The 13,652-nt window shown below is 36.0% G+C and carries 15 protein-coding genes; 4 read left to right on the top strand and 11 right to left on the bottom strand.

The features are described 5' to 3' along the window. Positions 1 to 90 precede the first annotated feature (90 nt). Positions 91 to 264: a helix-turn-helix transcriptional regulator gene (locus tag N0B16_RS14155; RefSeq protein ID WP_368407549.1), complete on the top strand. Its 174-nt coding sequence runs from the start codon at positions 91 to 93 to the stop codon at positions 262 to 264. Positions 265 to 318: 54 nt separating this feature from the next. After that, complete coding sequence (locus N0B16_RS06655) at positions 319 to 486, top strand: hypothetical protein (RefSeq protein ID WP_262990000.1); 168 nt, start codon at positions 319 to 321, stop codon at positions 484 to 486. A gap of 201 nt (positions 487 to 687) precedes the next feature. Here the strand turns inward: N0B16_RS06655 and N0B16_RS06650 are convergent, their stop codons facing one another. The 3 genes from N0B16_RS06650 to N0B16_RS06640 all read right to left on the bottom strand — a co-directional run bounded on the left by N0B16_RS06650 (position 688) and on the right by N0B16_RS06640 (position 4,156). Beyond that, positions 688 to 1,170 carry a hypothetical protein gene (locus N0B16_RS06650; RefSeq protein ID WP_262989999.1) on the bottom strand — a complete coding sequence of 161 codons (483 nt, stop codon included), beginning with the start codon at positions 1,168 to 1,170 and terminating at the stop codon, positions 688 to 690. Positions 1,171 to 1,212: 42 nt separating this feature from the next. Further along, entirely contained in the window at positions 1,213 to 2,361 is a 1,149-nt protein-coding gene (gene bshA / locus N0B16_RS06645) for an N-acetyl-alpha-D-glucosaminyl L-malate synthase BshA (RefSeq protein ID WP_262989998.1), read from the bottom strand. A gap of 61 nt (positions 2,362 to 2,422) precedes the next feature. Continuing rightward, the gene (locus tag N0B16_RS06640) at positions 2,423 to 4,156 is read right to left on the bottom strand and encodes a glycoside hydrolase family 3 protein (protein WP_262989997.1); all 1,734 of its coding nucleotides are present in this window, start codon (positions 4,154 to 4,156) and stop codon (positions 2,423 to 2,425) included. 117 nt (positions 4,157 to 4,273) lie between these two features. Between N0B16_RS06640 and N0B16_RS06635 the strand changes: the two genes are divergently transcribed. Then, positions 4,274 to 4,819 carry a hypothetical protein gene (locus tag N0B16_RS06635; RefSeq protein ID WP_262989996.1) on the top strand — a complete coding sequence of 182 codons (546 nt, stop codon included), beginning with the start codon at positions 4,274 to 4,276 and terminating at the stop codon, positions 4,817 to 4,819. Positions 4,820 to 4,898: 79 nt separating this feature from the next. Here the strand turns inward: N0B16_RS06635 and ribA are convergent, their stop codons facing one another. From ribA to N0B16_RS06595, 8 genes are all read right to left on the bottom strand, one after another. After that, positions 4,899 to 5,492, bottom strand: a complete 594-nt coding sequence (ribA, locus tag N0B16_RS06630; RefSeq protein WP_262989995.1) for a GTP cyclohydrolase II — start codon at positions 5,490 to 5,492, stop codon at positions 4,899 to 4,901. A gap of 14 nt (positions 5,493 to 5,506) precedes the next feature. Beyond that, on the bottom strand, positions 5,507 to 5,965 hold the full coding sequence (locus N0B16_RS06625) for a hypothetical protein (RefSeq protein WP_262989994.1): 459 nt from the start codon (positions 5,963 to 5,965) through the stop codon (positions 5,507 to 5,509). Then, positions 5,962 to 6,573, bottom strand: coding sequence for a DUF4254 domain-containing protein (locus tag N0B16_RS06620; RefSeq protein WP_262989993.1), 612 nt, complete (start codon positions 6,571 to 6,573; stop codon positions 5,962 to 5,964). The genes N0B16_RS06625 and N0B16_RS06620 overlap by 4 nt, the downstream gene beginning before the upstream one ends. A 15-nt stretch (positions 6,574 to 6,588) precedes the next feature. Then, entirely contained in the window at positions 6,589 to 6,801 is a 213-nt protein-coding gene (locus N0B16_RS06615; protein WP_262989992.1) for a twin-arginine translocase TatA/TatE family subunit, read from the bottom strand. A 30-nt stretch (positions 6,802 to 6,831) separates the two neighbouring features. Then, positions 6,832 to 8,385: a murein hydrolase activator EnvC family protein gene (locus N0B16_RS06610; protein ID WP_262989991.1), complete on the bottom strand. Its 1,554-nt coding sequence runs from the start codon at positions 8,383 to 8,385 to the stop codon at positions 6,832 to 6,834. After that, entirely contained in the window at positions 8,382 to 9,224 is an 843-nt protein-coding gene (gene lolB1 / locus N0B16_RS06605) for a lipoprotein insertase outer membrane protein LolB1 (protein WP_262989990.1), read from the bottom strand. Before lolB1 ends, N0B16_RS06610 begins: the two co-directional genes overlap by 4 nt. 87 nt (positions 9,225 to 9,311) lie before the next feature. Then, complete coding sequence (locus tag N0B16_RS06600) at positions 9,312 to 10,328, bottom strand: sugar phosphate nucleotidyltransferase (protein ID WP_262989989.1); 1,017 nt, start codon at positions 10,326 to 10,328, stop codon at positions 9,312 to 9,314. Positions 10,329 to 10,444: 116 nt separating this feature from the next. Next, positions 10,445 to 11,863: a lipopolysaccharide biosynthesis protein gene (locus N0B16_RS06595; protein ID WP_262989988.1), complete on the bottom strand. Its 1,419-nt coding sequence runs from the start codon at positions 11,861 to 11,863 to the stop codon at positions 10,445 to 10,447. A 150-nt stretch (positions 11,864 to 12,013) separates the two neighbouring features. On the opposite strand from N0B16_RS06595, the gene N0B16_RS06590 reads away from it, so the two are divergent. Then, positions 12,014 to 13,345, top strand: coding sequence for a dihydroorotase (locus tag N0B16_RS06590; RefSeq protein WP_262989987.1), 1,332 nt, complete (start codon positions 12,014 to 12,016; stop codon positions 13,343 to 13,345). Positions 13,346 to 13,652 lie beyond the last annotated feature (307 nt).

Genomic DNA, 13,652 nt, shown 5'->3' with positions numbered 1-13,652 from the left:
ATTTTTCACAGAGGCAATGCCCTGTTTTTGATGCATGATTATGTTCGGAAAAAAATTATATTTGTGCTACGCTAAAACAGATTTTCAGCCATGAATGCAACCATAGGAAAAAGAATAAGAAAATACCGCGAAGAAAAAGGGTTTTCACAGGAAGAACTTGCCGAGAAGCTGCACATCTCACGCTCACCTACCAGCGGATCGAAAACGGTGAAACCAACTCGTGGATCAACCATATCGAAAAAATCTGCGATTCGCTTGAGGTGAAAATTGACGATATTCTTAAACCGGAAGAAGGGTATGTACAAGTGAATAATAATAATGAATCGACTAACGATAATGGAAGTGGGGGTAATTCAAAACCAGACGATCAACTATCACACCTCAGATAAACTTATAGAAAGCCTTCAGGAGCATATTGCACTCCTGAAAGAAGAAAACCAGCGGTTGCGGGAAGAAAATAAGGCGCTAAAGTCTCAGAATAACTAACAATATAAAAAAAGCATCTCACGAGATGCTTTTTTTGTGTGCGGTAATGCAAAAAAGAATTAAAATAGATTCTTTTAAGCTCTCCGGAGATGCAAAAAGAGTCTTGCAAGATGCTTTTAATCATTCCATCAAAACTATTGTAAATAAAAAAGATTCTTCCAGCTATTATACAATACACAGAAGAATCTGATGGTTAATTATTTAGTCTTTGGCAGGAAAGTTTTTATTTCCCTTCTTGCTGAATCTTTGGCTGAGATCTTCATACACAGGTTTTGCGGTGGCAACCCCTTTGGAAGCGGCTTCTTTCGCCGTTCCGTAGTACAGCATGGATGCCATTAATGCTTCACTGCCTGCAAGCATAACGGTATCATCTATATCAGAAGACAATTGTTCGGTAAGATTAGAAAGCGGGCTTAGTCCCGTCACCACAGCTTCATCTTTTAGAAACTCGGCTTTATCCATATACGCAGGTGCAAATTCCGGATTGGTTTCCAGGTAACTTTTTACTTTCTGCACCGTAGCGACTGTTTTGTCACCCATCTTGAACAGCGATTTTCGCTGGTCTGCAGTAAGGGCTTTCAGGTAAGGGGCAAGTAAGGTTTTACAGTCCTGTAATTTCTGGCTGACCTCGTCTAATACGGTTTGGGGGATTTCTACACTGATCTGATTGTTTGTACTCATCATTTATGAATTTAATTTGTTAAAATTCAAAAATAATAAAATATTTTAAATCTTAGCAGGTACGCCTTTAAAATTCTCGATCGTCGTTTTATACATTTCTTCGTAGATCGGAAGCACATTTTGTAGGTCAAATTTAATCGCCTGCTGTTTGGCGTTGATTTTCATCTGGGTCAGAAGTTCTTCATTGCTAAGCAGCTTGATGGTATAATTGCTCATGGCTTCCACATTTCCGATTTCGGCCAGAAAACCGGTTTCACCCTGAATGTTTACTTCAGGAATCCCGCCCGCATTGGAGCTGATTACCGGAGTATTGGCAGCCATTGCTTCCAATGCGGCAAGACCGAAGCTTTCCTGTTCGGAAGGCAGCAAAAACACGTCTGAAAGCCGTAAAATCCTGTACAGGTCATTTACTTTACCCAGAAGACGTATTTTTGAGATCAGTTCGGGGTTTTCTTCCAGAAACTGGTTTACTTTTTCCATATCGGGGCCTTCTCCGATGATGATCAGTTTTGATTTTACTTTTTTCTGAACACTCTTGAAAATCTGAAGCACTTCATCCACCCGTTTTACCGGGCGTAAGTTGGAGACATGAATCAGGATTTTTTCATCAGCATTGGCAAACTGCGTTCTCTGGCATTCGTTGAGGTCATTAAATTCTGAATTGTCAATAAAATTGGTAATAACCTGGATTTCTTTTTTGATATTGAAAAACTGAAGGGTATCTTTTTTTAAGCTTTCGGAAACGGAAGTAATCGCATCTGACTGATTGATGGAAAATTCTACCGCATGTTTATAACTCGGATGTTGTCCTACCAAAGTAATATCGGTTCCGTGAAGGGTCGTTACCAAAGGAATATCGTTGTTGTCTTCCTTCAGCATCTGTTTTGCGGTAAAAGCCGCATAGGCATAAGGAATCGCATAATGGGCATGAAGCAGATCCAGCTTGTAGAGGTTCACGACCCGGTAAATCATGGAGCTTAGTGCAATATCATACGGTTGGTACTGAAAAAGCGGGTAGGTCTGAACATTCACTTTATGAAAGAAAATATTAGGATTGGTAATATCCAGTCTTGCCGGAAGTGCAGAACTAATAAAGTGCACTTCATAGCCTTTATTGGCGAGTGACATCCCGAGTTCTGTTGCCACGATTCCGCTTCCTCCGTAGGTTGGATAGCAAAGTATGCCTATTTTCATGTGTTTCATTTTATTGTTAAAATAGATAAAACGCCCGTTAAAGCGTTTCATTTTTATTGTTTCAATTATTTGCAGTAGTGAATTTTTTAGAGGCTGAAAATTGAGTAGCTTCTAAAGTCATTCCCATTCCAGCTTTTAGTTGGTCATTTACTAAAACCGGAAGCCTGCCCCAGATTTTAGTTTTGCCATTGATGGCATTTGCGGTTGCAGTCATTGCGTCATCATTGTTTTCGTAAGAAACCAAAACGGTTGAAATTTTAGATACATCAATATCTTTTAAAGCATATGCGCTTCCGAAAATATTTAAAATCACATTTTGGTTTTTAGCTAAATCTGTAAGTATTTTTTTTGATTCTTCAGAAATTTTATAGGGTTTGTATGCGGTAGAATTATCTTTATGAATACCTACAATTACCGTAGAATGGGCGGGAATTTTATTGATTTCCGAAGCTTTTTTGATAATGACTGTTGCATTTAAATTAAGCTGATCTGCAAAAGTCTGATAAGGCGCTTCTTCCAAGGGAACATAATAGCAAGTGGTTTTACAGTTCAAAGGAAGCAGTTTTTTTTCGTCCTTTATCAATGTTAAAGCATTCGAATAAAGGTTCTGAACGAGTTTTTTATGGGAATCATTATTAAGGTCTTCCTTAATATTTTCAGGATTCTTGGGTGTGTATTCTTTTAAGCCTAAATAATATTTTGTTAAGAGAATTTTCTTCACGCTTTCATCTACTCTGGCCTGAGAAATCTCTCCGTTATCAATGGCTTTCTGAATCAGTTTTTTCCCTTCGGACACTCCCTGAGAGAAAAGCATGATGTCGTTTCCTGCTTTGAAAGCCATGGCATCCAGTTCACCCGGTTTGTATTTATTGGCTACGGCTCCCATATTGAGTGCGTCTGTAATAATCAGGCCTTTAAATCCTAATTTTTCTTTTAAGAGGCCGGTGATAATTTTTTTAGAAACCGAAGCCGGGATTCCTTTTTCCGGTTCTAAGCTGGGAACGTATAAATGGGCAACCATCACGCCGCCGATTCCTTTATTCATTAAAGCTTTAAAAGGAGCGAGTTCTATCGTGTTTAATCTTTCCAGATTATGAGAAACCACCGGAAGATCCAGATGAGAATCTGTGCTTGTATCTCCATGTCCCGGAAAATGTTTGATGGCGGCTAGAATATTATTGTCCTGTAAACCATTGGAATAGGAGAGGGCAGATTCAGTAACGTTGCTTACTTCTGAACCAAAGCTTCTGTTTCCGATTATCGGGTTATTCGGATTGGTATTCACATCTACAACGGGCGCAAAATCCCAGTTGATTCCCATTATTTTGCTGTCTTCCGCAATTTTTGAAGCCATCTGGTAAATGAGATTTTTATCCTGAATCGCGCCTAAAGTCATAGCCCAGGGAAATTTATGTGCGGCGGCAATTCTCTGATAAAGCCCCCATTCTGCATCCATTCCGATCATGAGCGGAACTTTAGATTTTTGCTGAAATTCATTCACAAGAGTAATTTCTCTCGCTGCATCGTCCTGCATCAGAATCAATCCTCCGATCTTATCGTTGATCACAATATTTCTTACCTGATTGATGTGATTTTCGTCTTTATTCGTATATAAAGCAACGATAAAAAGCTGGCCCAGCTTTTCGTCCTGAGTAAGTGAGCCGTATGTTTTATCAACCCATTCCTGGGCTTTTTTAAGGTCTGAACGTGAAATGTCTTTCGGCTGATATTGTGCTGAAATTTTTGAGCTTATCAGAATCAATATACACAAGACACTAAAAACTATTCTGTTCATATTTTTTTGAATAAGAACAAAAATACAATTAAAAAAATCAGGATTAATAAAGTTTCTGAGTTTTTTGGTATATCTTTTGAATAAGCCTAATCTATTAATAATATTAAATTTTTTATAATGAAAAGAATTATTCCTTTTTTTATGCTGGCCTTTGCAAGCATGTTTATATATAGTTGTGATAACAGCGATGATGTGGTAGAAGTACCTGCAAATGATATTGTACTTCAGATGAGAGACGTTACAGGAACTTTTACAGCTAATAATGGTTTTAAAATTTCTCAGGGATTGGCCATTGCCAATACAGATGCAATATTAGTATACAGAAATACAAACTCTAATACTTCCAATGGTGCAGTATGGCAGCTTATTCCTAAGACGTATTATTTAGATGATGTTAATAATCTTCCTGTAGGAAGAGAATTAGACTATAACTTTGATTTTACTTCGCAGGATGTCCAGATCAGAACAGAGGCTAATTTTAATCAAAGCAGCCAGATTACTACCGGTGAAATCGCTCAGTATCTTACCAATCAGACTTTCAGAATTATAATTTTACCCGCTGATCCGAACAAAAATTCTACGTTGAATTACAATGATTATAATGCCGTTATCAAATATTACAATATTGATGAGTCTAAGGTCATTAAGACAACTGTAAATTAAAATCCTTTCAATTTTTATAATTAAAAAGCTCCGGAAATTTTCCGGAGCTTTTATTTTTTGTCTGTAAATATTAGTACTATTAAACCTGATCATCCAGCAAATGCCCGAAATAATCTTTCTTGGTCTGCAGATATCCTTTACTCATCTCGTTGGCTGCAATCTGTAATGGTATTCTTGAATTCAGCTTGATATTGCTCTGCTCCACAAACTTTACTTTCTCAGGATTGTTGGTAAGCAAATTGACACTTTTTACGTTTAGAATATTTAGAATGTCGATTGCAACCCCGAAGTTCCGGTCATCTGCAGGAAGCCCCAGTTCAAGATTGGCTGCAACAGTATCAAAGCCTTTTTCCTGAAGTGAATATGCTTTTAGTTTATTGATAATTCCTATATTTCTTCCTTCCTGACGAAGATAAATAATAATACCTCCGTTTTCGTGAATGTATTTCATCGCAGCATCCAGTTGCTGTCCGCATTCGCATTTTTTTGAGTGAAAAACTTCTCCGGTAATGCATTCAGAATGAAAACGCACATTGATGGGCTTTGAAAAATCTGTATTTTCAGCAATTATTGCCATGTGAGGCATCCAGTCATTGATGTTTTCTGAGAATGCGATCATCCGGAAATTACCGTGTTCTGTAGGAACATTGGCTTCCGCCTGAATTTTGATCATTAATTTGTATGTGTTTATTTTTTTCCGTTGATAGAATCTTCAATAACGGTAATATTGGTTTTTAATCTTACCAAATACCGGTTGAGAACTTCATCATCATCTTTAGTGAGGTATTTTCTAAGTTTCTGGATATTTTTATAAGACTTCTCCATGTCTTTGATGGTTTTATCTTTACCGGGAATATTTCCGGAATCAATTGCATATAAGTAATTCTGAAGAGAATATTTCAGTACCGTAACCTCATCGTTCACCGCCGAATTTTTAAATTTTGGAAAGCTCGCTATTAAATTGGTGATTTCCGAAGCATTAACGTTTTCGGTAATATTAATGGTAGCATTTTTTTTAGAATCAGAATCGTCTGCTTTTTTATCCCCTGAAAATATATTTGATAAAGGCGATACGTTTGGCTTTTCACTGGCACAGGATGAGGCGATTGTTATAAGTAGTATCCCGGTAAAAAATATTTTTTTCATTTTTGCTCCTTTTGATAAAGGATTGGGTTAAGACTTTCATCATTGTACATTTTCATCTGTTTGTACACTTTCATCTTAACATCACCGTTTTCAATATCAGTAAGCAATTGACTAATTGAAGTCGACAGATCTTCTTTCTGATCAAGAAGTACATTTAGTTTTTGCTGGCAGTTTAAACGATGTTCTTCAGAAGCAGAATCACGATGCGCTTCCAGAGACATATGATATATCTTTAAAGCGAGTATTGAAAATCTGTCAACAGCCCAGGCTATTGTTTCAGAGTTTATTCTTGCGTTAGATTTAGGAGTTATATTTTTATATTTATCTAAAAACCAGCTGTCTATAAATTCTACTAAATCAGTTCTCTGCTGATTGGAAACATCTATTCTCCTTTTTAGCTGAAGTGCATCGGCCGGGTTTATATTCTCATCTCTAATAATATCTTCCAAATGCCATTGAACGGTATCAATCCAGTTCTTTGCATACAAAATCCGTTCCAAACTGTCTTTTGGATAGGGGTTGTTAATCAGCGTATCTGGGTGGTCAAAAACGTGGTAATCTTCAATTGATTGATTGAAGATTTGCCATGCGGTTTCAGTAAAATTCATGAATTCAGAAAATTTTTAGTTGCCTGTATTGTTTGTAGAAGAGGGGTTTTTTGTTTCCGGTTCCGGTTTTTTGTCTTCTTCTTTTATAGCATCTTTAAATTCTTTGATTCCTGATCCCATTCCTCTCATCAATTCCGGGATTTTTTTACCTCCGAAAAGTAATAAAAGTATGATCGCTACGATCAGGATGTGCTGCCATGATAATGATAATATTGTTATTGTTTGCATTACTATAATTTTTACAAAGTTAATCTTTTTTTAATACGAAAGCCATCCCGAAGGATCTACTGGTGTCGCGCCGTTCCAGATCTGAAAATCAAGCGTATAAGATCCGTCAAAATCCTGTGCTACGGTTCCTACAGACGTTCCTGCTGAAACCTGCTGATTCTTAGACACGGAGTTATTACTCAGGTTGGAATAAATGGTAAAGTAATCTCCATGTTTGATCATTACTGTTTTTGTACCGTCCGAAGAAGGGATTACGGATGATACTGTTCCAGGAAAAACGGCTTTTGCATTTGTTCCTTTAGCCACAGCGATTTTAATTCCGTTATTCTCTTCCATTATATTTTTAAAAACAGGGTGTGGCTGTCTTCCAAACCGGTGGGTAATTGTTCCGTAAGCAGGCATCGCCAGTTTTCCTCTATTCGCTGAAAAATTACTTCCAGCTGCTACGGTAACCCCGTAATTGGTCATTGCTTTCGTTTCTGCTGCTTTTTTATCATCATTGGTTTTCTTTTCCAGTGCCGCTTCCGCCGCTTTTGCGGCAGCAAGTTTATTGGCAGCTTCTTTTGATTTTAAGGCGGCATCATCGGAAGCTTTTTTGGCAGCAACTTTTCTTGCTTCATCTTTTGCACTGGCTTCGCTTTTTGCAGCGTCTTCGGTGCGTTTTCTTTCTTCTTCCGCTCGCTTGGCAGCAAAATCGGCAGCTTTTTTAGCTTCTGCCTCTGCTAATTTTCTCTCTCTTTCCAAAGCTTCCGCTCGTGCTTTAGACTCTGCTTCTATTCTGGCTTTTTCTCTATCTGCGGCAATTTTTGCCAAACGGATTTTTTCTGCTTCCGCTTTTTTTCGAGATTCTTCTTCTGCCTTTGCAATTCTTATTTCTTCTGAAATGATAGATCTTATTTGTCCTTCAAGTGCCTTAGATTGAGTTTGTTTTTGTCTTAATTCTGCTGTGAGCTTAGATTCATTTTTTTTGAATTCTGATACCAACTGTTCTTTTTGGGAGCGTTCAGCATTCATAGTGGTAAGATCTTTCTGTTGGTTTGCCAAAAGATTTTCTTTTTCGGCGGCAGATCTTTTTTTCTGGTCTACCGATTTTTTGAGCTCTACGGCTGCATTGGTAATTTCTGCAGCCTTTTTGTCCTGATACTGTGCATATTGTCTTAAATATTGTATTCTTCTCAATCCTTCTCCCAGATTTTTAGAAGACAGTATAAAAGTTACCTTGTTTTGTACCCCTTTATTTTTATAAGCATTGATCAGAACTTTTGCATAATTTTTTCTTAATACGGCAAGTTCACTATTTTGCCTGTTGATTTCTAATTGACGCAGATAAATTTCGTCTTCAATAAATCTTTTTTCTTTCTGAGTATTGTTATACACTTTTTCTCTCAAAGCCAGCTTTTGGTTTACACTTGTGAGATAAGAGATTGAAAGTTTTGATTCGTTTCTGGTTTTAGCCAGCTCAGAATTGATCTGTGCAATTTGTTTTTTAAGTTCGGCGTTTTGTTTTTGTAACTGCTCTTTTTTTTGCCCAAAATGCAATGAAAAAAGTAAAATTCCTATTAAAAAGCTAAGTTTTTTAATCATTTAATCTCAATTTTCTTATAATTGGCTGGAACTGAATAGGGAGTTTCCATTTTAGTGAAGCCAAATTTCGTATTTTCTAATACAATCTGACTTATTTTTGAGCCTTTTATAATTATTTTAACATTTTGTGGCATTCTGATATTATCATCAAAGGTTACCCAATCTGAATATACGATTTCTATAGCATCATTGGATTTCACATCCTGTAATTTTACCAAAGTTAAATCATAATCATTAGAATACTGCATATTCACTTTATATTCTCTCACCTGCTCATTGGTAATGATTTTCTGATTGACTATAGATGCCAATTGATATCCGTCTGCATTTTTGGTAATACTCGAATTCCGGTCACTTACCTGTAAAAACGTCCTTCCCAATAAAATTTTTTCGAGTGTTTTATAGTCTATAAAATTGATATTCAGTAAATTATTCAAATATTCAAAATCAGAATCAATATAGTTTTTATTGTATCGGTCAAATGCCTTGATTCCTTCCGGAGTGATGATTGCTCTTGCGGCGTTGTAAAAAAGAAAGCTGATATTTGACCAGATTTTCTTATCGGTTTCTATATAGATGGTTGCGTCGAGCGGACTTACTTTTATATTATCTGCAGTGATTTTACTGTTGATTTTAACAGATTCAAATTTAGGATGAATATAAATATGTTCATAAAAGGAGAGTCTGTCGGAAATATTTTTTCCGGTTTCCGATTGTATACTGTCAGAAGTCTGTACTGTAATGCTGTCATTTTGAGCAGTATTCTGATCAGCAGGTTTTCTTGTTTTGCATGAAAGTACAGTGATAAAAACCAACAATATCGGGATCCATTTTTTCATATTCTCTTTTAAATTAATACTTTACAATATTAACGCCAAACCACACAAAACATTTTGTGTGGCCTGCAGTCAGTATTTTTTGTAAAATTACTTCGATAAAAAGTCTAAAACAGAGAAATCTCCCAACGAAATTTCTCGTGCAACTCCAAAATAATGAGCAGAACTTCCGATCATTGAATTGGAAAGGTTTCCATGATCAATAAGGGTTTGCTCCTGAATTAAAGAATTATCAATATTAGAATTGATTATTTTTGTTCCCCTTCCCAATGACACATAAGGCCCAATTTTAGAGTTTAGTATTTCTACGTTTTCTCCGATATAACATGGTGGTATAATCAATGAATTCTGAATGTTTGCCGACTCTGGATATCCTTCAAATTCATCCTTTTCGTAATCTAGGATTTTTCCGTTGGTTTCCACGGTTGCGTTTTTATTTCCGCAATCCATCCAGTCGTCTACCTTTCCTAAAGAAAATTTGGCTCCTTTCTGTCGAAGGTTTTCTAATGCGGTGGTTAATTGATATTCATTTCCTACTTTAATATCATGATCCATAATATAGTTAATCTCATCCATCAGCTTTTCAGCAGAATTGAAATAATAAATACCTATAATCGCAAGATCTGATACAAAAGTCTGAGGTTTTTCTACAAAATCGGTAATAAAGCCATAATCATCAAGTTTTACCACTCCGAAAGCAGACGGATCTTCTACTTTTTTTACCCATATTACACCATCAGAATTAGTATCTAGTGTAAAATCTGCCCTGAACAGCGTATCGGCAAACGCTACAACCACATTGCCCTGCATAGACGCTTCCGCACATTTGATGGCATGAGCGGTTCCTAAAGCTTCATCCTGTACATAAATACTTGCTTTAGCACCCAGCTTATCTGCTATTTTAATGAGGGATTCTTCTACTACTGCTCCAAAATCACCGATAATGAAGGCTATTTCATCGATTTCTTCACCCGCAACTTTAGCGATATCTTCTACCAGTCTCTGAACGATAGGTTTTCCGGCAATCGGAATCAGTGGTTTTGGAACCGTTAAAGTGTGAGGTCTCAATCGTGAGCCTTTACCGGCCATTGGAACAATAATTTTCATAAATTATAGAGTATTTTTTATAATTTTTATTTGGATTCAAAGATAATAATTAAAACCTTTGAAATGCATTTACTTATTTAAGGAATATTTTATCAGATAATATAACAGCGTATGAATTATTTTTTAATTCTGGAAAGGAGTGTTTTTTTCTCGCTGTACAGCAAAATAATTGTATATAAAGCAAAAAGAAGATTCCCGATCCAGAAATTATAATCAAACAGATCAACAATTATAAAACTCAATACTGATAATAGAACAACAAAAAACACAATTTTTTTCATTCTGTATGGGATAGGGTAATATTTCTGACCTAAGAAATATGAAAGCACCATCATGATAAAATAAGCCGCTAAAGTTACCCAGGCAGAAATCATAAAACCATAGGTTCTTAGAAACAGAAGATTTAAAGCGATGGTAATGATGGCTCCCGCCCACGAAATATAGGTTCCTACTCTCGTTCTGTCGGTCACTTTATACCATGTTGAAAGATTGTAGTAGATTCCGAAAAATAAATTGGCGATCACAATAATGGGAATAATATTTAATGCGATCCAGTACGAACTGTTAGGAATCAATAAATGCTTTAGCCAGGAAACATTGGCGATGATTCCTAATGCTACGATGGATGCGAAAAAAGAAAAATACTCCGTTACTTTAGCATATGTAAGCTTTGCATTCTCGTTTTGCATCTGTTTGAAGAAAAAAGGCTCAATTCCCATTCTGTAAGCGGTTACGAAAAGCGTCATCAAAACAGCCATTTTATAACATCCTCCATATGCACCCGCATCTCCGTCATTAATGATGAATTTTTGGATGAACTTGTCAAAATTTTCATTTACCATAAACGCCAAACCAGCAATCATAATCGGCCATGAATATTTGATCATCTGCAGAAAAAGTTCTTTTGAAAACTGAAACCTTACCTTCAAAATGATAGGCGACACTAAAAGTATCCCTAAAAAACTGGCGGCTAAATTACTGTAAAAAGGATAAGATACTTTTTCTTTCAATCCCAGCTGAAGTGAAAATTCGTGCGGAATGTAAAGAAATAGTGCAATGGCAAAGACACTCTGAAAAACGGCCTGTACTACCCGAACAGCAGTATATTTAATGGGCTTATTATTAAATCTTAACCATGCTAAAGGAATGACAAGAAGATTGTCAAAAAAAGCGATCCACGCAAACCATTTGATAAATTCCGGTGTCTTTTCATACCCGAAAACATCAGCAATAGGTTGATTAAATAATAAAACGACAAGTAAAAAAGCAGTGGATAACCCTGTCAAAAACCAAAATGAAGTGTTAAAAACCTTCTGTTCATTATTTTTATCAGAAGAAAACCTGAAATAAGCAGTCTCAAAACCAAATGAAAGGACGATGTTTACAAATGATATTAAAGCATATAAATTGGTGAAAATAGCAAAATCGTTATTACTGATATTTTTGATGAAAAGATAATTAAGCAATACCACAATGATTCTGGGCATGATAGCACCAATCCCGTAAATAATAGTCTCGTTGAGAAGCTTCTTCAAAATGTGAAATTTTTATGCAAATGTAAATATTTAGAAATTGATTTTTTATCGGCAGGGTAAAAATTCATACATAAACCTTAATTTTGCTTAAATGAAAAATATCAGAACGCTCACGCTGAATCTGGTACCTGAATCTAATATCTAAAGTAAATGAAAACCTTAATCAAAAACGTGAAAATCGTCAACGAAGGACGAATTTTTGAAAGCGATATCTTAATTGAAAATGACCTGATTTCCAAAATAGGTTTTCCCATCTCTGAGGAAGCAGATCAAATTATTGAAGGTTCCGGAAAATATCTTTTGCCCGGTATTATTGATGACCAGGTACATTTCCGCGATCCGGGATTAACCCATAAAGGAGATATTGAAAGTGAGTCACGTGCTGCAATTGCAGGAGGAATTACCAGTTTTATCGATCAGCCGAATACAGTTCCGAATGCTGTAACCCAGGAATTGTTAGCAGATAAATATAAAATCGCATCACAAAAAGCATATGCAAATTATGGTTTCATGATGGGAGGCACCAATGATAATCTGGAAGAAATATTAAAAACCAACCCGAGAAATGTTCCCGGAATTAAACTATTTTTAGGTTCTTCTACGGGAAATATGCTTGTCGACAACCCTGAAACGCTGGAAAATATTTTCAGCAGTACAAAAATGCTCATTGCCGTTCATTGTGAAGATGAAGCAACTATCAAAGCCAATACTCAGAAATACATGGATGAATATGGCGAAGATATCCCTGTAAAATTTCATCATTTAATAAGAAGTGAAGAAGCTTGTTATAAATCTTCATCAAAAGCCATTGAATTGGCCGAAAAAACAGGGGCAAGACTGCATGTGTTCCACCTTTCGACGGCTAAAGAAATGGAGCTTTTCAGAAATGATATCCCTTTAAAAGATAAAAAAATAACAGCAGAAGTTTGCGTTCATCATTTAACCTTTACCAATGAAGATTATGATACCAAAGGCGGATTGATCAAATGGAACCCAGCCGTAAAAACACAAACAGATAAAGATGGGCTTTGGAAAGCGCTTTTAGATGATAGAATTGATGTGATTGCCACAGATCACGCACCTCATACATGGGAAGAAAAACAAAATGTTTATACGAAGTGCCCTTCTGGTGCGCCATTGGTTCAGCATTCTTTAACCGTAATGCTTGAAAACTTCATCAATGAAAAAATTTCTCTGGAAAAAATCGTCGAAAAAATGGCACATAATCCTGCAATTCTTTTCAGAGTTGAAAAAAGAGGTTTTGTTAGAGTAGGATATAAAGCAGACTTGGTTTTGATAGATCTTAATGAAAGTTGGACAGTTTCTAAAGAAAATATTCTGTACAAATGCGGTTGGAGCCCTTTAGAAGGAATGAATTTTCATACGAAAGTCACCCATACTTTCGTCAATGGAAATTTAGTATACGAAAATGGGAAAGTATCTGATAAAAAAGCAGGAGAGCGTTTGCTTTTCGAAGTTTAGGAATAACAATGTGACTTTGACATATATATAATGTATGAAGCCGGTCGTTTTAATAGGTATCTTTTCTTGTTATTATTCTATCATCATTGTTTGGACTCTTATTTTAGGGTATATTGAGTTAAAAAATCAAACGTCAGTTTAAATTTTGTATCAGTTATTCAGGGACTTATGGTTTTGAATGAACTAAAGATGAATTTAATGTTACATAAATTTGGATTGTAAAGGGATAAGGTGCTACTTTTGCCGCACTGAAAAACTGATAAGTTTAGAGTAGCGAAGGAGAGGCCTTTCGGGGTGGTAAGGATTA

This window comes from Chryseobacterium gilvum, assembly GCF_025628965.1.
Lineage (GTDB): Bacteria > Bacteroidota > Bacteroidia > Flavobacteriales > Weeksellaceae > Chryseobacterium > Chryseobacterium gilvum.
The sequence above is the reverse complement of the archived record's forward strand: the minus strand, read 5'-3'. Positions and strand labels throughout refer to the sequence as shown.